Origin of the sequence: Loktanella sp. DJP18, from assembly GCF_049310965.1 — a bacterium.
GTDB lineage: Bacteria > Pseudomonadota > Alphaproteobacteria > Rhodobacterales > Rhodobacteraceae > Loktanella.
The window spans coordinates 1-21,515 of record NZ_JBMERN010000033.1 but is presented as its reverse complement, the minus strand read 5'-3'; the positions used below and the strand labels follow the sequence as shown (position 1 = coordinate 21,515).

21 protein-coding genes are annotated in these 21,515 nt (G+C 64.1%); 4 read left to right on the top strand and 17 right to left on the bottom strand.

Annotated elements, in window-relative coordinates; genetic code table 11:
- Positions 1 to 15: 15 nt before the first annotated feature.
- The 10 genes from ACOI1H_RS11620 to ACOI1H_RS11575 all read right to left on the bottom strand — a co-directional run bounded on the left by ACOI1H_RS11620 (position 16) and on the right by ACOI1H_RS11575 (position 10,304).
- The gene (locus ACOI1H_RS11620; protein WP_422437621.1) at positions 16 to 204 is read right to left on the bottom strand and encodes a hypothetical protein; all 189 of its coding nucleotides are present in this window, start codon (positions 202 to 204) and stop codon (positions 16 to 18) included.
- 80 nt (positions 205 to 284) lie between these two features.
- On the bottom strand, positions 285 to 1,349 hold the full coding sequence (locus tag ACOI1H_RS11615; protein WP_422437620.1) for a c-type cytochrome: 1,065 nt from the start codon (positions 1,347 to 1,349) through the stop codon (positions 285 to 287).
- The gene (locus tag ACOI1H_RS11610; RefSeq protein ID WP_422437618.1) at positions 1,346 to 1,903 is read right to left on the bottom strand and encodes a cytochrome c oxidase assembly protein; all 558 of its coding nucleotides are present in this window, start codon (positions 1,901 to 1,903) and stop codon (positions 1,346 to 1,348) included. Before ACOI1H_RS11610 ends, ACOI1H_RS11615 begins: the two co-directional genes overlap by 4 nt.
- Complete coding sequence (locus ACOI1H_RS11605; RefSeq protein ID WP_422437616.1) at positions 1,900 to 2,298, bottom strand: hypothetical protein; 399 nt, start codon at positions 2,296 to 2,298, stop codon at positions 1,900 to 1,902. Before ACOI1H_RS11605 ends, ACOI1H_RS11610 begins: the two co-directional genes overlap by 4 nt.
- The gene (ctaD, locus tag ACOI1H_RS11600) at positions 2,295 to 4,865 is read right to left on the bottom strand and encodes a cytochrome c oxidase subunit I (RefSeq protein WP_422437614.1); all 2,571 of its coding nucleotides are present in this window, start codon (positions 4,863 to 4,865) and stop codon (positions 2,295 to 2,297) included. Before ctaD ends, ACOI1H_RS11605 begins: the two co-directional genes overlap by 4 nt.
- Entirely contained in the window at positions 4,862 to 5,839 is a 978-nt protein-coding gene (locus tag ACOI1H_RS11595; protein WP_422437612.1) for a cytochrome c oxidase subunit II, read from the bottom strand. Before ACOI1H_RS11595 ends, ctaD begins: the two co-directional genes overlap by 4 nt.
- Before the next feature lie 111 nt (positions 5,840 to 5,950).
- On the bottom strand, positions 5,951 to 6,682 hold the full coding sequence (locus tag ACOI1H_RS11590) for an SDR family oxidoreductase (RefSeq protein WP_422437610.1): 732 nt from the start codon (positions 6,680 to 6,682) through the stop codon (positions 5,951 to 5,953).
- A gap of 9 nt (positions 6,683 to 6,691) precedes the next feature.
- Positions 6,692 to 8,473 carry an IlvD/Edd family dehydratase gene (locus ACOI1H_RS11585; protein ID WP_422437608.1) on the bottom strand — a complete coding sequence of 594 codons (1,782 nt, stop codon included), beginning with the start codon at positions 8,471 to 8,473 and terminating at the stop codon, positions 6,692 to 6,694.
- Positions 8,474 to 8,597: 124 nt separating this feature from the next.
- Positions 8,598 to 9,533, bottom strand: coding sequence for an NAD(P)-dependent oxidoreductase (locus tag ACOI1H_RS11580; RefSeq protein ID WP_422437606.1), 936 nt, complete (start codon positions 9,531 to 9,533; stop codon positions 8,598 to 8,600).
- A gap of 12 nt (positions 9,534 to 9,545) precedes the next feature.
- On the bottom strand, positions 9,546 to 10,304 hold the full coding sequence (locus tag ACOI1H_RS11575; protein ID WP_422437604.1) for an SDR family oxidoreductase: 759 nt from the start codon (positions 10,302 to 10,304) through the stop codon (positions 9,546 to 9,548).
- A 103-nt stretch (positions 10,305 to 10,407) separates the two neighbouring features.
- On the opposite strand from ACOI1H_RS11575, the gene ACOI1H_RS11570 reads away from it, so the two are divergent.
- Genes ACOI1H_RS11570 through denD form a run of 3 tightly spaced genes read left to right on the top strand, consistent with a single transcriptional unit; the run spans position 10,408 to position 12,744 of the window.
- Complete coding sequence (locus tag ACOI1H_RS11570) at positions 10,408 to 11,448, top strand: L-idonate 5-dehydrogenase (protein WP_422437602.1); 1,041 nt, start codon at positions 10,408 to 10,410, stop codon at positions 11,446 to 11,448.
- Between the two features lie 10 nt (positions 11,449 to 11,458).
- The gene (locus tag ACOI1H_RS11565) at positions 11,459 to 11,788 is read left to right on the top strand and encodes a hypothetical protein (protein ID WP_422437600.1); all 330 of its coding nucleotides are present in this window, start codon (positions 11,459 to 11,461) and stop codon (positions 11,786 to 11,788) included.
- Complete coding sequence (gene denD / locus ACOI1H_RS11560; protein WP_422437599.1) at positions 11,785 to 12,744, top strand: D-erythronate dehydrogenase; 960 nt, start codon at positions 11,785 to 11,787, stop codon at positions 12,742 to 12,744. The genes ACOI1H_RS11565 and denD overlap by 4 nt, the downstream gene beginning before the upstream one ends.
- A gap of 4 nt (positions 12,745 to 12,748) precedes the next feature.
- On the opposite strand, the gene ACOI1H_RS11555 is transcribed toward denD, so the two are convergent.
- The 5 genes from ACOI1H_RS11555 to nagA form a co-directional block, all read right to left on the bottom strand.
- Complete coding sequence (locus ACOI1H_RS11555; RefSeq protein ID WP_422437598.1) at positions 12,749 to 14,131, bottom strand: alpha,alpha-trehalose-phosphate synthase (UDP-forming); 1,383 nt, start codon at positions 14,129 to 14,131, stop codon at positions 12,749 to 12,751.
- Complete coding sequence (gene otsB, locus ACOI1H_RS11550) at positions 14,128 to 14,868, bottom strand: trehalose-phosphatase (RefSeq protein WP_422437596.1); 741 nt, start codon at positions 14,866 to 14,868, stop codon at positions 14,128 to 14,130. The genes ACOI1H_RS11555 and otsB overlap by 4 nt, the downstream gene beginning before the upstream one ends.
- On the bottom strand, positions 14,865 to 15,707 hold the full coding sequence (locus tag ACOI1H_RS11545; protein ID WP_422437595.1) for a UTP--glucose-1-phosphate uridylyltransferase: 843 nt from the start codon (positions 15,705 to 15,707) through the stop codon (positions 14,865 to 14,867). The genes otsB and ACOI1H_RS11545 overlap by 4 nt, the downstream gene beginning before the upstream one ends.
- Before the next feature lie 171 nt (positions 15,708 to 15,878).
- Complete coding sequence (locus tag ACOI1H_RS11540; protein ID WP_422437593.1) at positions 15,879 to 16,823, bottom strand: ROK family protein; 945 nt, start codon at positions 16,821 to 16,823, stop codon at positions 15,879 to 15,881.
- Positions 16,799 to 17,926, bottom strand: a complete 1,128-nt coding sequence (gene nagA, locus ACOI1H_RS11535; RefSeq protein ID WP_422437592.1) for an N-acetylglucosamine-6-phosphate deacetylase — start codon at positions 17,924 to 17,926, stop codon at positions 16,799 to 16,801. Before nagA ends, ACOI1H_RS11540 begins: the two co-directional genes overlap by 25 nt.
- A gap of 238 nt (positions 17,927 to 18,164) precedes the next feature.
- Between nagA and ACOI1H_RS11530 the strand changes: the two genes are divergently transcribed.
- Positions 18,165 to 19,781 (top strand): BCCT family transporter, encoded by a 1,617-nt coding sequence (locus ACOI1H_RS11530; protein ID WP_422437590.1) that lies wholly within the window; start codon positions 18,165 to 18,167, stop codon positions 19,779 to 19,781.
- Positions 19,782 to 19,785: 4 nt separating this feature from the next.
- On the opposite strand, the gene ACOI1H_RS11525 is transcribed toward ACOI1H_RS11530, so the two are convergent.
- Both ACOI1H_RS11525 and ACOI1H_RS11520 read right to left on the bottom strand, forming a co-directional pair.
- On the bottom strand, positions 19,786 to 20,724 hold the full coding sequence (locus ACOI1H_RS11525; RefSeq protein ID WP_422437589.1) for a 2-hydroxyacid dehydrogenase: 939 nt from the start codon (positions 20,722 to 20,724) through the stop codon (positions 19,786 to 19,788).
- Positions 20,725 to 20,813: 89 nt separating this feature from the next.
- Positions 20,814 to 21,515, bottom strand: a 702-nt coding sequence (locus ACOI1H_RS11520; RefSeq protein ID WP_422437587.1) for a glycosyltransferase family 4 protein, incomplete at its 5' end; no start/stop codon positions are given.

Below are 21,515 nucleotides of genomic sequence, written 5' to 3'. Positions count from 1 at the left end.
CTTCCTTCGTGGGGGTCAGTTTCGGGCGAGGCGATAGTAGGTCGCAACGTGATCCGTCGTGTCGAACAGCGGCTGCCGCGGGTCCACCGGAGCATTGACCGGAGCCCCGGCATCGGCAGCCGTCGCCCCAAGCGCCATACTGGCGGAGGCCAAGGGCACACCGGCAAGCAGGCGGCGGCGGATTGGATCGGGCTTATCAGTCATGGCAATCACCGATTTAGGATAAGGGGAACACTAGCCCACAGCTTTCGCCCGACAACAGCACGGTGTTCACAAATGCTGCGCTACTGATCTGCCGCAGGTAGCGCCGCGAACCACGCCGACAGCGCGGCGATGTCATCATCGCTCAGGTCTTGCGCGGCTTTTCTCATCAGGTTTGCCTTCGGCCCGCCGCCCCGCGCTCCGGCGCGCCACAGGTAAAGCTGTTCGTTCAGATAGGTTCCGCTTTGCCCCGCAAGGCGCGGGTAGTCGACCGCGCGCGGTCCGGCCTGCGGACCGTGACACGACACGCAGGCCGGCACGTCGCGGGTGCCTTGACGCGCCAGCACCGCCCCCCGCGCAATCAGGTCGGCGTCGGCGATCTCATCCATCGCTCCGGGCACGGCCGCCTGTGCGCCGAACCAGGCGGCCAGTTCCATCAGTTCGGCTTCGGTCACGTTGGAGGCGGCAACGCGCATGATCCCGCTGTCACGCGTACCGTTGGCATAGGCCAGCAAGGTCTGCTCCAAATAGGCCTGCGGCAGGATATCAAGGCGCGGGATCAACGGATTGTCACTGCGCCCTTCGATGCCGTGGCACATCGCGCAATAGGGCAAAGTGTCCGGCGCGCCAGCCGGTGCGATCGGTTTGTAGGTCAGGTCGGCATAGGTCTGTGCATCCATCCCGTCCTGCACCGCCAGCATGAAGGAAACGACCGGCCAGATATCGTGGGTCCGTGTCGCAGGCCAGAAGGGCATACCCGACATCTTCACGCCCTCGCTCACGATCCAATGCAGTTCGCCGGCCTCCCAAGTGCCTACCGCTTCGGTAATATGGGGCGGGGCAGGCACCATGTACTCGGACACCGCCGGGCGTTCCGGTCCAGGTGCCGCGTGGCAGACCTTGCAGCCGCCGTCGAAATGGCCCGCCCCCAGCGCGACCATGCCTGCGGCGTCCAGATCTGGCACCGCGCTTTCGGCTGGCGCACGCAACTGGACGGAATTGCGGAACGTTGTGTGAAGGATCGCGGCGACGCCAGGCAGATGCCCGACCCGGGCAGAGACGTTGTAAAGCCCGCCAAATATCACCGCCGTACCGGCCAGAACCCCCAGCACCGCCAGCGCGGCAAGGGTCTGCAAGACGCGAGTCATACCGCCTCCTCCTTCAGCGCACTGCCGGTCAGCCAAAGCCCGGCAATCAGATAGACCGGGGTGCCGATCGCCAGCATCATCATCCCGCCCAGCTGCTGCTCTGCCAGCGATCCGACGCAGCCGGGATCGTAAAGAACGCGCGGCGCAAGTGTCAGCAAGGCCCCCAGCAAGGTCATGTGCATCGAGGTCAAGAGCAGCCCTCCGGCCCCGGCCAGGCCGCCGCTGCGCAGGCAGCCCGCCCAGACGCACAGGCCCGTTGTCAGGAACAGCGCCTGTTCAGCCACGAAAGCAGGTGGGCTGAATGCAGCGCCTTCGTGCAGCGCGGGCAGATGGAACCCCCAAACCACGATGAACTCCAACACCGTCGCCGCCAGTGGCGAAATGGCAAAGACCGCCGTCAGTTTCGGAAAGCCGATCACCAGCAGGGGTGCCGCCACGGCGACCAGTCCCATGTGGCGCACCATGTGGGCCGGAAACAGGCCAACCCACTCCTCCCACGGCCAGACCCATATCGCCAACAGCAGCGTCAGCCCGAGGATGCCGTAAACCCTCATGTGCAGGTCCCGACCAACAGGATCGGCAGGACGACATAGATCACGCCGATGAACGAAACGACGGCCAGCAAGACGCTGGCCTGACCCAGAAACCTGTTGCGGCTTTCGGTATCGCCCTGCCCGGTGATGTGGGGATTCATGCCGATCCCGCCAGAGGTCCACCCGCGCCATCCTGCGACGCCGCAGATCAGGATCCCCGCCAGCGCCGCCAGCGTCAGGCCGATCAGCCAGATTTGCAACGGTGCCATGTCGCTCTGCGGGGCCCACTTTTCGCACCAGACCGCTGCGGCACCGTAGCAGATGACGAAGTGGAAGGCCCAGATCGTCGGCGCGAGAGTGATCTTCATCAGCGTCCCGACGCCGGTGCCGAACTCTGTCTTGCCTTCGGCCTTCATGACAGCCATCCGGGCAGAAGGCCGATCACGGCCGCCGTCACCAGCGCCTGCAAGGCGATGAAGTGCCACAGCAGCGTGACGTTCTGAATGTCCGCGTCATAAAGCGGTGTCATGCGTCCGGCGAAGCTGCGCGCCAGGCAATAACCCTGTCCGATCACGCCCAGCAGCAGATGCGCGCCCAGCCAGACGGCCAGCCCGCAGATCAGAGCGGGATAGACGTGTTCCGTCGGGCGCAGAGCGCTGACCGCGCCATAGACCGCGACCCCGGCCGTCAGCGTCAACACGATTCCGGCGGCCATCAAGATGCGCGCAAGGGCGACGTTGCCGCCCCTATGCACGCCCCGCGCGACCCGTGTCGCCAGCCAAGACAGCGCCAGCAATATGGCAAAGCCTGCGACCATCGCGCCGCTGGCATGGGTCGCCCCCTGTGGCGGAAAGTTGTCGCTGGCCGTCCAGTAGAAGAAGAAGCCGAAGACCAGAGACGAAAAGGCCGTCGCGTCCCCCAGCATCGTGATCCACACCGCCCACCAGCCGGGCGCATCGGGTCCGGAGGCATAGCGGGGCAGCGTCAGCCCCAGCCCGACGTCACCCGTCGGTGCCTCGGGGATCTGGGCGGTCGAGGTCCAGAGCCAGTACAGTACGCAGACCACGGCAAGAGTCGCGCAGATGATCGCGGGCACATAGATGTGGAACGTCGGAAGGATGAAAGCCCCGCCGGTGAACGCCGCCGCGAGCATCGTGATGTAGGCGGGTCCTGTCACCCGCTGGATATGCATCGGCTCTGCGTCCAGCACGGACGTCACGAGCGTTTCGCGGTGGCCGTATTCGGTGTCGCCAAGGTAATAGCGTCCGACGTCCATCCTCTCGACGAGCTGCGGCTGGTCCCACAGCGGATAGCGCGAGGTGATGTAGGGGATTGTGCGCACGCCCCAGTTCTGTTCCGGAACGTCATGCGACCATTCCAACGTGCCCGCGTTCCACGGATTGCGCTGGCGACCTTCAAAATCACGCTTGGGCCGCAGCAGATCGTAGACGAAGACGAGAATTCCGGCCGCGATGGCGAAGCTGGCGACCGTGGACAGCATGTTCAGCCAGCCCCAGTCCATGCTTTCACCATAGGTATAGACCCGGCGCGGCATCCCCATCATGCCGGTATAGTGCATCGGCAGAAACGTGGCGTTGAACCCGACGAAGGTCAGCCAGAACGACCAGCGGCCCAGCGTTTCGGACATCATCTTGCCTTTGCGGATGAAGGGATAGAAGTAATAGATCCCCGCCATCACCGGAAAGATCATGCCTCCGAACAGCGTGTAATGCAGGTGCGCCACGACGAAATAGGTGTCGTGAACGGCCCAGTTGAAGGGTGCGATCGCCAACATCACGCCAGTCAGCCCGCCCAGGGTGAAGATCGCCAAGGCTCCGGCGATCCACAGCATCGGCAGGGACTTCTGCACCTTGCCGACCATCAGCGTGGCGGCGAAGACGAAGATCTGGATGCCGGTTGGGATCACCACCGCCTCTGACGCGGCGGAAAAGAAGCCGAGGCTGATGTTCGGCAATCCGGTCGTGAACATGTGGTGCACCCACAGGCCGAACGAGAGGAAGCCGACGCCGACGGCGCTGAGCACGATCCACGAATAGCCGACGATGGGGCGCTGGGCGACGGTTGGAATCACCATGGCGGCGATCGCGATGGACGGCAGAAAGACGATGTAGACCTCTGGGTGGCCAAAGATCCAGAACAGGTGTTGCCACAGCATCGGGTCCCCGCCGCGTGACGGATCGAAGAACGGCCAGTCGAAGGATCGCTCCATCTCGAACAGGAAATCGCCTGCAATCAATGGCGGAAAGGCAAAGAGGATCATGCCGCCGACGACCAGCACATACCACGCATACAGCGGCATCAGGTTGACGCGCATCCCGGGCGGGCGGCATTTGAGCACGCCGACGATCAGCTCTACCGCTGCCGCGATGCTGGCGACCTCGATGAAGCTGAGCCCCAGCAGCCAGATGTCGGCACCAATACCGTCGTCCCGCGTGGTCAGCGGCGGATACATGAACCAACCACCGCGCGGTCCGACGTCGAACAGCACCGACCCCAGGACAAAGACGCCGCCGATCAGGAAACACCAATAGCCATAGGCCGACAGACGCGGAAACGGCATGTCGCGTGCGCCAAGGAATGCGGGCAGGATCAGGATGCTGATCGCCTCGAACATCGGAACCGCGAAAAGGAACATCATGGCAGAGCCATGCATCGTGAAGAACTGGTTGAATCGATCGGCGTCCAGAAAATCGTTTTCGGGCACCGCGAGTTGCACCCGCATGAAAAGCGCCAAGACACCGGCGCACAGCATGAAGAACAGCGCCGTCAACGAGTACCAGGCACCGACCTTGTCATTGTTGACCGCCGTCCAGTAGGCTAGCCCCTTCGGTGCCTGCCACGCCCGGCGCAGCCGCGCCTCGCGCGCCTCTTGCGCGACTGGGTCGACGGGTTCAGCGAGCATCTCCTCGGTCGGGGGCCATGGGCCTTCAGGCCGGGGACGTTCGGTGCCGGAGTATCTCATTTCAGGCCCTTCAGATACGTGGCCAACGCCATCAGGTCATCCGCATTCATGTTGTCATAGGCCGGCATTTCGACCTCGGGTTTCAGGTCGTCGGTGTGGGCGATCCAAGCGGCGATGTTCTCGATCGTCGGTTCCAGTATCCCGGCGCCAAGGCTCTCTCGGCTGCCCACATGGGTCAGGTCCGGCCCAACCTGTCCCACGGCCGGCGTCCCGCGGATTGCGTGGCAGGCCCCGCAACCCTGCGTCTGAAACACCTCAGCCCCGCGCAGCGCGACAGCACTTTCAGGCACCACGGCGTCCGCCGCCTCTGCCGTCAGCCAAGCGTCAAAGTCGGCCTGCTCCAGCGTCACGACCTCGAACGCCATCTGCGCGTGAGAGGCCCCGCAGAATTCCGCGCACTGGCCGCGGAAAATACCGGCCTCGGTCGGTTCGAGTGAGATCATCGTGTCGCGGCCCGGAAACATGTCCATCTTGCCGCCTAGCGCGGGAATCCAGAACGAATGGATGACGTAGGCGCTGTTCAGCGTAAATTCTGTCCGCGCGCCGACCGGCAGCCGAATCTCGTTGGCGGATACGATGGGTGTTTCCGCGCCTTCAGGCCAGTAGGCCACGCGCCACCACCATTGTTCTCCCATGACCTCGATCCGCAGGCCGTCGCCGGGCGCGCGCTGATCGGGCATGATCGACAGTCCCCACGCCAAGAGCGCCGCGATCACGACGGTCGGAAAGACGATGCCGCCACCAACGATCAACTTGCGCGCGGCGGCTTCGTCATAGGCGCGCGGGCTCAGCTTGTTGAAGAACAGCATCATGCCGTTCACCGCGATCCACAGCACGACCAGCCCGACTAGCATCACCGTGAACAGCGTCAGCAGCGTCGTTGCATCGCGGCCAGCCGGGTCCAGTACCGACTGACGCCCGACACATCCGCCAAGGATCACGGCGGGGATCAGGGCGATGAACTTGAAATTCATGTGTTCGACGGTCCCGCTGCGGTGCCACCTTTCCGGTCACCTGTTCGTGAACCTAGAAACCGATGCGTCATTGTCCAGCCTGAAGCGACACTTTATGTCGGCGAACGAACCTCAGCCTCGACCGATAAAAGGCATCGCGCTGGCCATCACTGTCATGAACTGCACGTTGGCCCCTAGTGGCAATGCTGCCATGTGCAGCACCGACTGCGCGACGTGCGCCACGTCCATCACCGGCTCGACCGCCATGCTGCCGTCGGCCTGCGGCACGCCCTTGGTCATGGCGACGGCCATGTCGGTCAGCGCATTGCCGATGTCGATCTGTCCACAGGCGATGTTGAAGGCACGCCCGTCCAGCGACAATGTGCGCGTCAACCCGGTGATTGCGTGCTTGCTGGTCGTGTAGGGCGCGGACCCCCAGCGCGGGACGTAAGCCGACACCGACCCGTTGTTGATGATCCGCCCGCCCTGCGGGTCCTGCCTGCGCATGATGCCAAAGGCGGCCCGCGCCGCGATCACGGCCCCCATTATGTTGACCTCCAGCAGGTTGCGGATATCGGCCACCGCCAACTCGTCGATCGGTGCGCCCTTCAGGCTGACGCCAGCGTTGTTGAACAGCGCATCGACCCGCCCCCAGGTGTCGCGCGCAGTACCAAAGGCCGCGTCAACCGCCTTTTCGTCCGTCACGTCGCAGGGCAGGACCAGTGCGTTGCTGTCGCCCTTCGTCTCGTGCAACGGCCCTGCGCGCCGCCCGACAAGTGCCACGTCCCAGCCCGCCGCCAGAAACGCCTGAGCCGTGGCCCGGCCCACACCGGACCCCGCCCCGGTAATGATGATGCTCGCCATGTCGTCCCCCTAATGGTTGTCGCGCGGCAGGTCGTGGACGATCCGCTGATAGGCCGTCGCCAGTTCCAGACACCCACCCTGCGCCAATTGCCCGACGTGCTGGCGATAGATTTCCTGCCACGGCGTCTGGTTGTGGATCACCGGCTCCACCCATTCCCTGCGCCGCTGCGCCCATTCCGCATCGTCCACCAGCGCATCCAGCCGGCTTTCATTCAGGTCCAGACGCACACGGTCTCCGGTCTGCAACAGCGCAAGACCACCGCCCACCACCGCCTCTGGCGACGCGTTGAGGATCGAGGGGCTTTCCGACGTGCCGCTTTGCCGCCCGTCCCCCACCGTCGGCAGATGGTTGATCCCCGCCCGGATCAGCGCATCGGGCGGCTGCATGTTCACCACCTCGGCGCTGCCCGGATACCCCACGCAGCCGACGCCGCGAATGAACAGCACCGTGTCTTCGTCGATGCCAAGACTCGGATCGTTGATGCGGTCGTGATAATCCTCCGGACCCTCGAAAACGACAGCGCGGCCCTCGAACACGCCTTCCTGCCCCGGCCGCGATAGATAGCGTTCGCGAAAGCCGGGAGAGATGACCGAGGTCTTCATCAAGGCGCTGTCGAACAGATTCCCCGACAGGACAAGGAACCCCGCCTTCGTGCGCATCGGATCGGACACGGATCGAATGACGTCCAGATCCTCGCTCTCGAGTCCCGCAAGGTTGTCGCCCATCGTCCGCCCCGTGACCGTCATCGCCCCCATGTGCAGCATACCGGCCTTCGCCAGTTCGCCCATCACCGCGGGGACGCCGCCGGCGCGAAAGAAGCTTTCCCCCAGATATTCCCCCGCCGGCTGCATGTTCACCAGCAGCGGCGCGTCGAACCCCACTGTCTCCCAGTCCTTCACGTCCAGCTCAACACCCGCGTGCCGGGCAATCGCCGCCAGATGCGGTGGCGCGTTGGTGGACCCGCCGATCGCGGTATTGACGACGATGGCATTCTCGAACGCCTCTCGCGTCAGGATGTCCGACGGCTTCAGATCGTCGAGGACCATCTGTACGATCCGCTTGCCGGTCTCGTAGGCCATGTTCATCCGCTCGCGGAAGGGTGCGGGGATCGCCGATGATCCTGTCAGGGTCATCCCCAGCGCCTCGGCCATCGCGTTCATCGTGCTGGCAGTGCCCATCGTGTTGCAATGGCCCAGCGACGGGGCCGAAGCACAGGCCCTTTTCATGAACTCCGCGTAATCGATCTTGCCCTCGGCCAGCAGCCGCCGGCTTTCCCAGATGATCGTGCCGGAGCCTGCGCGTTTCCCCTTCCACCAGCCATCCAGCATCGGCCCGCCGTTCAGCGCGATGGCCGGCAAATCCAGTGTCGCCGCCCCCATCAGCATCGCGGGCGTCGTCTTGTCGCAGCCGGTGGTCAGCACGACCCCGTCGATGGGGTAGCCGTGCAACACTTCGACCAGCCCGAGATAACTCAGATTCCGGTCCAGCGCCGCCGTCGGCCGCTTGCCGGTTTCCTGTATGGGATGCACCGGGAATTCCATCGGGATGCCGCCGCCGTCGCGGATTCCAGCCTTGATCCGGTCGGCGAGAAAGACGTGAATCTTGTTGCAGGGGGCAAGGTCGCTTCCTGTCTGCGCGATGCCGATGATTGGACGCTCGGCCTGCAATTCCTCGGCGCTGAACGTCCCGTTCTGATATTTCTCGAGGTAGAGCGCCGTCATGCCCGGGTTGTTCGGATTGTCGAACCACTCCTGCGACCGGAACCGCCTGCGCGCGCGTGTATCTGTCATGGCGATGCCTCTTCTGCCTTGTCATTCTAAGCTGGCAATTTGGTATACCAGATGCAAGCCAAATCACCGGCTCCTACTTCTGGTCGAAAATAGCCCGGGGGGGCGCAGCCGGGGGGCTGGCCCCCTAATCTTTCGTGAAAGATCGATCGCGCCCCTTCGCGGCCTCGGCTTGCATGTCCAGCCCGTTCAGCGCTCCCACCCGGTCAGTGATCGACGGCACGAAATCCCCGCCATGCCCGGACGCCTCTGCCTGCGCGAAATACTGCTTCACAGCCGAGGCCATGATCGTCGTCAGCCCCGCAGCATCGGCCATCGCACCGACATAACGCAGGTCCTTCGCCGCATTGGCTATGGTGAACTTGTGGACCTCCTCGCGGTCCACCGCGTAGGTCATGAAGGTGTCGAAGAACCCGTTCGTCAGCCGGCTGCTGCCGATCACCTGCCGCACCTTGGCGGGGGGAATTCCCACCGCAGCGCCCAACACGGTCGCTTCCGCATAAAGCGACGCATAGCCCATGGAGATGAAGTTCATCAGCAGCTTCATCTTGTGCCCCGACCCCGACGGCCCGACGTGGGTGATGTTTCCCGCCCAGCAATCCAGCACAGGTTTCACCGCGTCGAACGTCGCTGCATCGCAGCCGACCATGCAGTCGAGAGTGCCTGCCTCTGCCTCCTTCGGCGTGCGACCCAGCGGCGCGTCGACCAGCGTGCCGCCCTTGGCGGCTAGCGCCTCGGCCAGTCTTGCGGTCGACGTGGGGTCCGCCGTCGTCGTGTCGATCACGATCAGGCCCTCCCGTGCGCCCGCAAGCAACCCGTCGTCGCCGCCGAACACTGCCTCGACCTGCGGCGAGTTGCCGAGGCACAGGTGGATGATGTCGCAGACCTGCGCCATCTCGCGCGCTGTCGCGACCTCGACCGCCCCCATGCCGGTCAGGCTGTCAATGGGCGTGCGATTGCGGTTCCCCTTGACCAACAAGGGATAACCCTTCTGGACCAGGTTCTTGGCCATCCCGTGGCCCATGTACCCAACCCCGATGAATCCGATCTTCGGCTTGTTCATGTCATTGCTCCCTCACAGGCTGGCCGTTATGCCGCCGTCCACGAAAATCGTCTGTCCGTTCACGAAACTGCTGGCATCGGACGACAGGAAGACCGCCGCGCCGACCAGTTCTTCGACCTTGCCCCAACGGCCCGCCGGGGTCCGCTTTTCCAGCCAGGCACTGAAGTCGGGATCGGCGACCAGTGCCGCATTCAGCGGCGTGTCGAAATAGCCGGGTGCGATGGCGTTGCAGTTCAATCCGTATTTCGCCCAGTCGGTCGCCATGCCCTTGGTCAGGTTGGCGATTGCCCCTTTGGACGCGGTGTAGGGCGCGATGCCGGGTCGTGCCAAGGCGGTTTGAACAGAAGCGATGTTGATGATCCGACCCGCGCCCCGCGCGATCATGTGCCGGCCGACGGCCTGACCGACGTAGAATGCAGAGTTCACGTTGGTCCGCATCAGCCGGTCAAAGGCATCCACGGCGAAATCCTCCAGCGGCCCGCGATGCTGCATCCCTGCATTGTTCACGAGGATGTCGATGGCGCGCCCGGCTTCATAATCGTCGACTGCTACCCGCGCCCTTGCGGCATCTGTCACGTCGAAGACCAGCGTATCGACGCCAAACCCCTCGCCGCGCAGACGATTTGCCGCCTCCGTCAGCCGGTCAGCGTCGCGTGCGTTCAGCACGACGCGCGCTCCGGCCTGCGCCAGACCGCGCGCCAGAGCAAAGCCGATGCCCAAGGATGATCCGGTGACCAGCGCCGTGCGTCCGGTCAGATCGAACAGTGTCATGGGACCTCCCCGTCCTGTGTCAGGTGGCATCCTTGACAATGCGCCACCGAACCGCCTTGATGAAATGGTATACCATTCTTTCCCCGATGCAAGGACGGCCCAGATGCCCCGCGCCCTCTTCGCCCATGCCGCCCGCGATCTGCGCCTGTCCGACGTGGCCGATGGTAGCCTTGGCCCCGGTCAGGTCCGTATCGCGATGCAGCGGGGCGGCATCTGCGGTTCCGACCTGCACTACTTCAATCACGGCGGTTTCGGCGCGGTGACGCTACGCGAGCCAATGATCCTCGGGCATGAGGTGGCGGGCTTCGTCGCGGAACTGAGTGAGGGGGTGGAACTGCTCTCGCTCGGGGACCTCGTCGCCGTCACGCCTTCTCGCCCTTGCGGAAACTGCAGCGAATGTCTGCGCGGCCTGCCGAACCAGTGCCTGAACATGCGGTTCTACGGATCTGCCATGCCTTTTCCACATATACAGGGTGCCTTTCGCGACAGCCTGATCGTCGAGGCGGGGCAATGCGTGGTGGCGACGGGACTCGATGCGTCGCAGGCCGCGATGGCCGAACCGCTGTCGGTGGCGCTGCACGCCGTCAGCCGCGCCGGCCCCATGCTGGGCAAACGGGTGCTGGTGACGGGCTGCGGCCCCATCGGCATCCTCGTGATCCTCGCCGCCCGCCGCGCGGGGGCCGCCCAGATCATCGCGACCGATATCGCCGCCCCGGTGCTGGAGATCGCCCGCCGCTGCGGCGCCGACGTGACGCTGAACACCGCAAATGACCCGGACGCCCTGTCGCCCTACCTTGGCACAAAAGGCACCCTCGATGTCCTGTTCGAATGTTCCGGCGCACAAGCGGCCTTGGGCGCTGGCATTGCCACGCTTCGCGCGCGCGGCACGGTCGTGCAACTTGGCCTGTCCGGCGACATGACGCTGCCGATGATGATGATCACCGCCCGCGAACTGTCACTGACCGGATCGTTCCGGTTTCACGAGACCTTTCCGCTGGCGGTGCGCATGATGCAGGACGGGTTGATCGACGTCGCCCCGCTGCTGACCCACAGCTTTCCATTGGCCGACTTTGCCGAGGCATTCGCCACGGCCAACGACCGAACGCGCGCAATGAAGGTGCAACTGGTCTTCGGCCCATGCTGACCGCCCGGCCGTGCTGACATATGCCGGAGCCGTTCTGTCCCTGATCGGTCCGTCGGGTCCCGGCGGGCTGTCCAGGGTCAGGGTCGATTCCGGCTTCGGGATTCATCCCGGGCTACGCCACCTCGTCGGGCTGTTCATCGGCACGAACCTCATGCTGCTCGCGGTCATCACCGGCCTTGCTGCCTTGATCCTTGACGTCCCGTCGCCACGCGCGATGCTGATGGGCCTGTCTCTTGCCTGCCTCGGCTACCTTGCCGCGCGGATCGCCTTGGCCGAATCGCGGTTCAAGTTTGTCAGCCTCACACTTGCCGCCACAATCCCAAATGGAGACACCCCATGAACATCCTCATCCTCGGCGGCGGCGGTGTCGTTGGCCAAAAGCTCGCGGCCAGCCTTGCCCGGATCGCCACCTTGCGGGGCCAGAGGATCGCGCACCTGACCCTGGCCGACATCAAGGACCCTGCGCCGGTCGACGCGCCCTTTGCCGTTGCCACGACCGTCTGCGATATCGCGGACCCCGCATCGGTGGCCTTGGCCATCACGCCACAGACCGACGTGATCTATCTGCTGGCTGCCATCGTTTCCTCTCATGCAGAGGAGGATTTCGACACCGGCATGAAGATCAACCTCTTCGGCACCTACAACGTCCTCGAACGCTGCCGCCAACTCGGCACGCAGCCGGTCGTCGTCTTCACCTCCTCCATCGCGATCTATGGCGGAGAAGCCGCCGATCCGCTGGGCGATCACAGCTATCCCAACCCGCAGACGTCATACGGCGGGCAGAAGGCGATCGGAGAAATCCTGATCAACGATTACACCCGCAAGGGGTTCATCGACGGCCGCGCGTTCCGTCTGCCGACCATCTCGGTCCGGCCGGGCCTGCCGAACCGTGCTGCCTCGGGCTTTATGTCCTCGATCTTTCGCGAACCGCTGAACGGCCAGCGGGCGATCTGCCCGGTGGACGCCGATTTCCTGCACTACTACCTGTCACCCCGCAAATGCGTCGAGAATCTGATCAAGGGTGCGAACCTGTTGGCCGACGACCTTGGCCAGAACCGCGTCATGCAGATGCCGGGTCGCACATGGAGCATCGGCCAGATGATCGACGCCATGACAGAGGTTGCCGGCCCTGCACCTGCGGAATTGATCGACTGGACCCCGCAACCGGATGTACAGCGCATCGTGTCTGGCTGGCGCTGGGATATCCACGCCGGCAAGGCAACCCGTCTTGGTCTGACCGCGGACGACAGCTTTCAGGACAATATCCGCCACTATCTGGCCGACGACAAACCTTAAGGCGTCAGTCGCCCTTGTCCGCCAGACGCTTGGCGGCCAGTCGCGACATCGTGTCGAGATAGGTCCGCGTCCAGTGCCCGACATCGTCGCGCAGCACCCCTGCTAACAGGTCGTCATGCCGCGCGCGGCGCTCGGCAAGGGGCATGGCCAAGACGGTGCGCAGGGCCTGCGCCATCTCTCCGATGTCATAGGGGTTCACGATCACGGCGGATGGCATCTGTTCCACTGCCCCCGCGAATTGCGACAGGATCAGGACGCCGGGATCGTCCGGGTCCTGTGCGGCCACATATTCCTTGGCAACCAGGTTCATGCCGTCGCAGAACGGCGTGACCAATCCCACGTCAGCGGCCCGGTACAGCGGTGCAATGGTCTCTCGCGGAATGGCGCGGTGGATGTAGCGGATCGGCGTCCAGTCCAGATCGGAGTGCAGGCCATTGACCTGACCGGATATCCGCTCCGTCTCGTTACGGATGTTCTGATAGGCGGCGACTTCCTCTCGGGTCGGCGGGGCGATCTGCAAGAGAGAGGCGCGCGGGTCGTTGTCCTCTCGCGCTTCCAGATAGGCACCGAAGGCGCGCAGCCGATTGTCGAGGCCCTTGGAATAGTCCAGCCGGTCGACGCCGATCACCAGCCGTTCCTTCGCTCCCAGGTTCAGCAGGTCGCGCCCGTCCCGCTGAGCGGCCGCCTGCGCAAAGGATTTGGCGTCGATCCCGATGGGGAAACTGCGCACCTCGAAGGTGCGGTTGTCATAGTGCAGCGACCCGTCGCGCAACTGTTCGGCCCCGGCAAGAGAGCGATACATCTCGAGCGCCGCGGCGACATCGCGTTGCGTCTGAAGGCCGACAAGATCGAAGCTGGCGATCCAGTGCGGAAAGAGTTCGTGTTCCGGCAGCGCCAGCAGATCGTGAACCGCGGGAAACGGGATGTGGTGGAAATATCCGAGCGTGGCCGTCACACCTTCGGCCCGCAGACAGGCGGCCAGCGGCAGAAAGTGATAGTCGTGAATCCAGACCTGATCGTCGGGTTTCAAGTCGCGCGCCATCATGCGCGCCAGCCGGCGATTGACGCCAAGATAGGTGTCATAATCGCCGGAATTCAAGGCCATCAGGTCGGCGCGCCGGTGACACAACGGCCACAGGACCGAGTTGGCGTAACCAAGGTAATAGCCGTCATGTTCGGCCTGCGTCAGGTCGAAGGTCCGCATGTCATAGCCATCGCCAGCCACGTCCGTGAATTCGTCTTGCGCCGTCGGCGCAATCCGACCCGAGGTGCCATACCAGGTGCCCCCTTCTTCGGTCAGGCAATCGTGCAGCGCCACCACGAGCCCCCCGGACGGCGGTCCGTCGGACGGCACCCGGTTCGATACGACGACCAGACGCCCGGTCATGGGCTTGCCCATTGCGCCAGCACGGCACGCACGGCCTTCGGATCGTCAAGACGGTGTGGCGCGCAGGTATCGCCTGACCCGACGCGGACGCAAAGCCCACCGCGTTCCAGTGCCACGGCCATCGCTTCTTCGTCTGTGACGTCGTCACCAATCACCGCCGGGCGGATCCCGGCTGGCTGACCCTCCATCGCGCGGCGCACCGCCCCGGCCTTGCTGGCGTCGGCGGGCCGGATTTCAAACGCCATCTTGGAGACGTGCAGTTCCATGTCCGAAGCCGCGTCGGCAATGCGTTGTGCGGCGTCGCGCGCCGCCGCCTCGGACTGCGGCGCGGCGCGATAGTGCAGGACGGCACCCGTCCCCTTTGTTTCCAACGTCAGGCCGGGGGTCGCCTCGACGGCCTCTTGCGCCTGCCGCTGGACCTGCGCGACGATCGAACTTCCGACCAGAGCGTGACGGACCAGGGTACCGCCCCGACGCGCCTCGGCCCCGTGGGCCCCAAAGATGTCGCCGGGAAAATCCGGCAGAAAACGTTCCAGCGTGCCGACCTCGCGCCCTGACACAAGCGCCAGCCGCCCGTCGAGGCGCGCGTGCAGCCGGCGCAGAAGATCGGGCAACATATCCGGCACGTCGATCCCGTCCGGCGTCGCGGCAAGATCGACCAGCGTGCCGTCAAAGTCGACGAACAGGAAAAGATCGTCTGGCGTCACCCTTGAAAGCGTGGCCCTGTCATCTGTCATTCGGCTGCCACAGCCTGCGTCACCTCTGCCGCGCGGGCGTTGGCGGCCCCCAGCAACCCGGCGTGCGATCCACAGTCATGGCGTTCGCCCGAGAAACGGTAACCGGTCAGGTTCATCGAGGTCGCGTCCGCAGCGATGGCGTCGGTCAACTGGTATTCGCCACCGGCACCGGGGGACAGCTGGCGCAGCGCATCGAAAATGCGCGTATCCAGAATGTACCGACCAACGGCGGCCAGCCGCGACGGCGCATCTTCGGGCGAAGGCTTCTCGACCAAGGCGCTGGCCCGCACGACCCGTCCAAGCGACGTGTCGGTCAGAGGGCGGAAGATGCCGTATTTCTTTACGTCCTGCGCTGCCACATCCATCGCCGCGATCATGTGCCCGCTGTCATAAGCCGCCGCCATCTCTGGCAGGCAGGGCTCGCCCAGAATTACATCGTCTGGCAGGATTACGCCGAAGGCATCGCCGCGCACATGGTCGGCTGCCATCAGGACCGCATGACCCAATCCAAGAGGCTCGTCCTGTTCCGTGAAGATCACCTCGACGTCACGACCGAGGGTGATGGCGTCCAGTGCTTCGGCGAGACGGGCCTTGCCGTCGGACCGAAGCGTCTCCGTCAGCGAGTCGTCGGGCCGCAGATAATCCCCGATCGCAGGCTTGGACGCATGGGTGACGAAGACCAGCCGTTTGGCACCGGCGGCAAGCGCCTCTTCGACTGCGAATTGCAGGACCGGCTTGTCGTAGACGGGCAAAAGCTCTTTCGGGACCGACTTCGTCAACGGAAGAAGTCGTGTGCCACGACCTGCGACTGGAAAGACGACGGTATCCAGAACGGACATGATGATGTTCCTTTGGCGACGGGTGTGAGTATGTTCATGATGCACGCAGACAACGTTTCAGCGGGTCACCTGTTCCACCCTTGCGGCAGTTTGATCAGCTTGAACGGAGCTACGCCGCCCATCGCGTCATCGCGCGCAATTTTGCGGCAGGCTCGGAACGGGCAATGGCGCTTAGACGGGCCGTGGGATTTTATCGGCCAAGGCAAGACCCAGGATCGCCGCCCCGATCAGTCCCGGTTCGACGTCACATTGCGCCGGCACGACAAGGGGTCGGTCGGTGCGGCGCAGGATACGGGCACGCACGGCCACATCCAGCGCCGCGACAAGTGCGGGCGCGGTGGACAGACCGCCTCCGACGACGATGATACCAGCACCCAGCACGTTCTGAACCATCGCCAGCGGCCCCGACAGCACCGCCAGCCAGACCGCAATCGTCTGGGCGGCTGCGATGTCGCCGTCCTGCCAGCCCCCGACGATGGCACGACTGTCGCTATCCTGTCCGTGCAGGTGCCGGTGCAACCGTTCCATGCCCCGCGCAGAGCAGACCGCGTCAAGGCATCCGGTCAACCCGCACCCGCAGGCAAAGGCGGGCAGCGTCACTGCAGGGTCGTCCAGGATGCGCTGCGCGACTGGCCCGTGACCGATTTCTCCGGCGAAACCGGTCTCGGCAATCAGTTCCCCGTGCACGACGACACCGCCGCCGACGCCGGTGCCGAGGATCAGGCCGAAGACGACGGCATGACCGCGCCCGGCACCGATCTGCGCCTCGGCCAAAGCAAAACAGTCGGCGTCATTGGCCAGGATCACCGGCAAGCCCAAAGCCGCCGTCAGATCGGCCAGAAGCGGACGCCCCGACAGGCAGGGAATGTTCGCGACCGTGGCAAGGCCCGTGTCAGGGTCGATGACGCCTGCCAGCGAAAGCGCGAGCGCACGCGGCGGGGTTTTCGCCTGCACCACCGCTGTCCGCAGCACGGCGACGAAGGCCTCGAAATCCTGTGTCGGTGTCGGGACATGCTGCCGGAGCATGATGTCCCGCGGGCTGAGCGCCTCGGCCAGCCTGATCGTGGTGCCACCGATGTCGCCGCACAGGATCATGCGGGCCGACCGCCAATCCACGTCGCCGCTGTCGTGATTTCAGGTGTCAGCGCGACGAAATCCGCGCGCGCGCCCGGCCGCAGATGACCCCGGTCCAACAGCCCCAATGCGGCCGCCGGTGCAGAAGAGGCAAGCGCCAACGCCTGTTCCAAGGGCGTGTTCAGCGTCAGATGCACATACCGCACAGCATCGATCAGCGCGATATCGGCACCGGCCAGCGTCCCGTCATCGAGTGACAGCCTGCCGCCGGCCCGTCGGATGCGCCGCCCGTTCAGCGTCAACTCTGTCACGTCGCTGCCTACGGTGGACATGGCGTCCGAGACAAGAAACACCCCCGCTGGCCCCGCCTTGGCCCGCAACGCGATCCGCAGCGCGGCGGGGTCGACGTGATGGCCGTCGGCGATCAGCCCGGCCCACAGGCGCCCGTCGTCCAGCGCGGTGCCGACGAGGTTGGGTGTCCGGTGGCCCAGCGGGCTCATGGCGTTGAACAAATGAGTATCCATCGTGGCACCCGCGTCGGCGCAGGTGCGGGCCGTGTCAAAATCGCAGTCCGAATGGCCGATGCTGACGACGGCACCCGCACCGACCAAGGCCGCGATTTGCGCCGGGGTCACCGATTCCGGGGCGAGCGTGCAGATCAGATGGGCCTGTGCCTCTGCTGCTTGCATCAGCATTTTCAGGTCGTCCGGAGTCATGGGTCGGATCAAGGCCGCGTCATGGGTGCCGCGCCGCGTGACAGCAATGTGCGGCCCCTCAAGGTGCAAGCCAAGGAACGCCGGATGCCGCGCGCCTTGGGCTGCCGCAATGGCCTTCACCGTCACATCGACGGTGTCCGTGATCAGTGTCACCATCAGCGCCGTGGTGCCAAGGCGCGCATGAGCGTCGCAGATTGTAGCAATGCCTTGCGGTGTCGGCGCGTCGTTGAAGAGCGTCCCGCCGCCGCCATTGACCTGCAGATCGACAAAGCCCGGAGCCAGCATGTGGTCGATCCGCATGCCCGCCGGTGCATCCGCTTGCGGCACGATTCGCGCAACGCGAGCATCGGTCACGACAAGCGCGGCCATGTCGTGCCATGTCTCTCCGTCAAAGATGCGCGGTGCGTGATAAGCCGTTGTGTCAGTCATGGCCGCAACCTAACAGACCACGCCGCGTCCGACTATGGCAGGCGCAGTCGATCTGGCAGAGGTGCAGGGTGCAGCGATCGCCCGTGAACACACGTCGCGACCGGTATAATCCGAACTTTCCCGAAAAGTCCGGAACACGCGTCCGACACGTCGCGTTGGCCATCACAAGACGGGCACCTCGCAGAGGGTATCGGCACCGATGTGCCAACCGACCCGACAATTCAGAGGGAGAGGTGCATTGGACACGCTCGCACGACGCCTGGGTCTTCGGACCGATCCCACGATCTTTTTCATGTCAGCTGGCATCATGGTCGCTTTTGTTGCGGCGCTGATCGTGGCACCGGCCCCGATCGGCGACATGTTCGCCACGGGACGCGCGTGGATCGTCACCAATCTGGGCTGGTTCTTCATCCTCGGGGTCAACGCCTGGCTGGGCTTTCTGATCTGGGTGGCCGCGTCGCGGTTCGGTCACATCCGCCTTGGCCCCCGGGACTCGCGCCCCGAATACACCAACCTGTCCTGGTTCACGATGCTGTTTGCCGGCGGCATCGGCACCGTTCTGATGTTCTGGGGCGTGGCAGAGCCGATCTCTCATTTCTCGGCACCGCCGCTGCCGGGGGTCGAACCCTACAGCGCCGCGGCGGCCAAGGATGCCATGTCCATCGCGATCTATCATCTTGGCCTGCACACCTGGACGATCTTCACCCTCCCGGGCCTTGCGTTCGCCTATTTTATCTACCGCTATGACCTGCCGATCCGTGTCAGCTCTGTCTTCTATCCGTTGCTGAAGGACGGGATCTATGGCCCCGTCGGCAAGACAATCGACATCTTCGCCGTGCTCGGCACGTTGTTCGGTGTGGCGGTCTCGCTCGGTCTGGGATCGTCGCAGATCGCCGCCGGCCTGTCGGAATTGTTCGGCTGGCAGGACGGCGTAACACTCAAGGTCTTGATCCTGTCGGTGTTGACCGCCGTGGCAGTCGTGTCGATCGTCGCGGGCCTCGACAGCGGGGTAAAGCTGCTGTCGAACATCAACATCGGTCTGGCCGTCGCCCTGATGATCTTCGTGCTGCTGACCGGCTCCACGCTGTTCCTTCTGCGCGGCATCGTCGAAACCTTCGGCCTCTACCTGTCGAACCTGCCGCGCCTTGCCTTCTGGAACGACATGCTGGCCGACGGCAACCCGGTCACGGACGACTGGGGCTGGCAGGGCGGTTGGACCGTGTTCTACTGGGCCTGGACCGTGACCTGGTCGCCGTTCATCGGACTGTTCGTCGCCCGGATTTCCAAGGGCCGCACGATCCGCGAATTCGTCCTCGGTGTCTTGCTGGCCCCGTCGCTGTTCACGCTGATCTGGTTCGCCATCTTCGGCTGGCAAGCGATGGAGATCGACGGCATCGGTGCCGCCGCCCGTGCAGCAATGGGTGACAGCGCCGGGCAGATCAGCGATGCGGTGGCCGAGTCCGTGCCGCTGGCCATGTTCGCCTTCTTCGAACACTTTCCCTTCGTGCCTCTGGTGCAGGGCCTGGCGGTGGTGGTCGTGGCCATCTTCTTCGCTACTTCATCCGACAGCGCGTCATTGGTTATCGACATGCTGTGCACGGGCGATTCAAAGCCGGGACCGGTCAGGCAGCGCGTGTTCTGGGGCGTGTCCGAGGGACTGGTCGCAGTCATGCTAATCGTTTTGGCGGGGGATACCGGCATCACGGCCCTGCAACAGGTCATCACCGTCGTCGGCCTGCCGATCTTCGTGATGGTCTGCCTGATGATCCCGTCGATCATCCTTGGCCTGCAGCAGGAAGAGATCGACCACATCACCCTAGGCAAGCGGCCGACCGTCGCGGATTTCGAGAGCTAGGGCATCAGTTGACCGGGGTCAGCAGATCGGCCCCCTTCAGATGCGCCGCGATGTTGTCGCGCTGCAGTTGCGCCATCGCCGCGCGTGTCTGAACGGTGGCCGATCCCTGATGCGGTTGCAGCACGACATTCTCGAGCTTCAGGAACCGCGGGTTGACCTGCGGTTCCCCGACGAAGACGTCGAGCCCGGCGCCGGCGATCCCTCCGCTCTCCAAAGCGTCCAGAAGCGCCTCTTCGTCGATCACCGACCCGCGTGAGATGTTGACGATCACCCCGTCGCGGCCGAGCGCTGCGATCACGTCGCGGCTGACGTATTTCTCGGTGTCGGGTCCGCCGACAAGCGCCACGAACATGAAATCCACGGCGCGCGCCAGATCGACGGGGTCCGCGTGATAGGTCCAGCCCGGCGTCTGCTTCTCGCTGCGGGCGTGATAGTGGATATCCATCTTGAACGCCGCGAGGCGGTCGGCGATGTCACGTCCGATCCGGCCCATCCCCATGATGCCCGCCGTCTTGCCCGACAGCTTGCGATTCAGGGGCGCAGGTCCATCCTTGGCCCAGGCACCGCTCCGCACCCGCTGCTCTGCCAAACGCATCTCTCGTCCCTGCATCAACCACATTGCAATCGCGAGGTCCGCGACATCGTCGTTCAGCACATTGGGCGTATTGGTCACTTTGATGCCGCGCGCATCTGCATCCTTCACGTCGATCGCGTCGTAACCGACACCGTAGTTGGCGACGACGCGAAGGTTCGGCAGATACGCCATCTCGGCCTCTCCAAACCGGTGATGACCAGTGTAGGCGACAGCGGTGATGTCCGTTCGTTGCGCGTCCGACAGCCCACTCAACGCCGAGGGATCCTCGATGACCAGCGCGTCGAATGCGTCGGTCAAGGCCGCCCGGTCGGTCGCATTGTAGGACCCGATGGCAAGTGTCTTGGTCATGTCTCATCCCTTGAAAATGGTATACCAGATGTGTCGCGATAAACGCCCCGCCTGTCAACCGGCGGCCGTCGCGGGTCGGGCGTGCATCATCAGTCCGGCGGGTCAGTGAGAAGCGTCAACAACCTGTCCGTCGCCTTCTCCCATGTATGGTGCTGCGCCGTGGCGTAGGCTGCATCCGACTTGGCCTGCCAGCGTTGGTCGGACAGGTTGCATAGCGCAACGATCTGCGCCGCTATATCCGCTGCGTCAAAGGCAACGAGTGCGCCGTTACCGTCATTGACCAACTCTGGCGCGGCCCCGGCCCGCGTCGCGATGACAGGTGTCCGGCACGCCATCGCCTCAAGGATGGGAAGGCCGAAACCCTCGCTATCGCTGGAAAAAAGCCAGCCGTCACACCGCGCATAGAGTTCGGGAATGCTGCGTTGTTCCGGACTCTGGTGGTATTCGACCCAATCGGGCAAGACATGATTTGAATGAATGGCGGAATTTCCAAACGCGACAGCTGTCAACTCCGGCACACTGGCTTTTGCAACCACTAATGAATCAATGGCGCGAGCAACGGCTTTCCGAGGCGTGCTTGCATAAAGAAACCCAAACACGGGAGAGGGTCCCTTCTTACGCAATGGAACGGTAAAGTCTTCTATCCGAATTCCGTTCGGAACAACAAAAATATTTTCGGTCTCGCCGAGATCTCTTATTGCCTCAGCAATATATGAAGACACGGCAATCTTTTGAAGCGGCAAATGATATGTTGCTTTCACGCGATCGACAGGAAGATAGGGAAACATCTC

Excerpts from the sequence above, each read along its gene's own strand:
- ACOI1H_RS11620 (WP_422437621.1), bottom strand. The coding sequence starts at position 204 with ATGACTGATAAGCCCGATCCAATCCGCCGCCGCCTGCTTGCCGGTGTG.
- ACOI1H_RS11615 (WP_422437620.1), bottom strand. The coding sequence starts at position 1,349 with ATGACTCGCGTCTTGCAGACCCTTGCCGCGCTGGCGGTGCTGGGGGTT.
- ACOI1H_RS11610 (WP_422437618.1), bottom strand. The coding sequence starts at position 1,903 with ATGAGGGTTTACGGCATCCTCGGGCTGACGCTGCTGTTGGCGATATGG.
- ACOI1H_RS11605 (WP_422437616.1), bottom strand. The coding sequence starts at position 2,298 with ATGAAGGCCGAAGGCAAGACAGAGTTCGGCACCGGCGTCGGGACGCTG.
- ctaD (WP_422437614.1), bottom strand. The coding sequence starts at position 4,865 with ATGAGATACTCCGGCACCGAACGTCCCCGGCCTGAAGGCCCATGGCCC.
- ACOI1H_RS11595 (WP_422437612.1), bottom strand. The coding sequence starts at position 5,839 with ATGAATTTCAAGTTCATCGCCCTGATCCCCGCCGTGATCCTTGGCGGA.
- ACOI1H_RS11590 (WP_422437610.1), bottom strand. The coding sequence starts at position 6,682 with ATGGCGAGCATCATCATTACCGGGGCGGGGTCCGGTGTGGGCCGGGCC.
- ACOI1H_RS11585 (WP_422437608.1), bottom strand. The coding sequence starts at position 8,473 with ATGACAGATACACGCGCGCGCAGGCGGTTCCGGTCGCAGGAGTGGTTC.
- ACOI1H_RS11580 (WP_422437606.1), bottom strand. The coding sequence starts at position 9,533 with ATGAACAAGCCGAAGATCGGATTCATCGGGGTTGGGTACATGGGCCAC.
- ACOI1H_RS11575 (WP_422437604.1), bottom strand. The coding sequence starts at position 10,304 with ATGACACTGTTCGATCTGACCGGACGCACGGCGCTGGTCACCGGATCA.
- ACOI1H_RS11570 (WP_422437602.1), top strand. The coding sequence starts at position 10,408 with ATGCCCCGCGCCCTCTTCGCCCATGCCGCCCGCGATCTGCGCCTGTCC.
- denD (WP_422437599.1), top strand. The coding sequence starts at position 11,785 with ATGAACATCCTCATCCTCGGCGGCGGCGGTGTCGTTGGCCAAAAGCTC.
- ACOI1H_RS11555 (WP_422437598.1), bottom strand. The coding sequence starts at position 14,131 with ATGACCGGGCGTCTGGTCGTCGTATCGAACCGGGTGCCGTCCGACGGA.
- otsB (WP_422437596.1), bottom strand. The coding sequence starts at position 14,868 with ATGACAGATGACAGGGCCACGCTTTCAAGGGTGACGCCAGACGATCTT.
- ACOI1H_RS11545 (WP_422437595.1), bottom strand. The coding sequence starts at position 15,707 with ATGTCCGTTCTGGATACCGTCGTCTTTCCAGTCGCAGGTCGTGGCACA.
- nagA (WP_422437592.1), bottom strand. The coding sequence starts at position 17,926 with ATGACTGACACAACGGCTTATCACGCACCGCGCATCTTTGACGGAGAG.
- ACOI1H_RS11525 (WP_422437589.1), bottom strand. The coding sequence starts at position 20,724 with ATGACCAAGACACTTGCCATCGGGTCCTACAATGCGACCGACCGGGCG.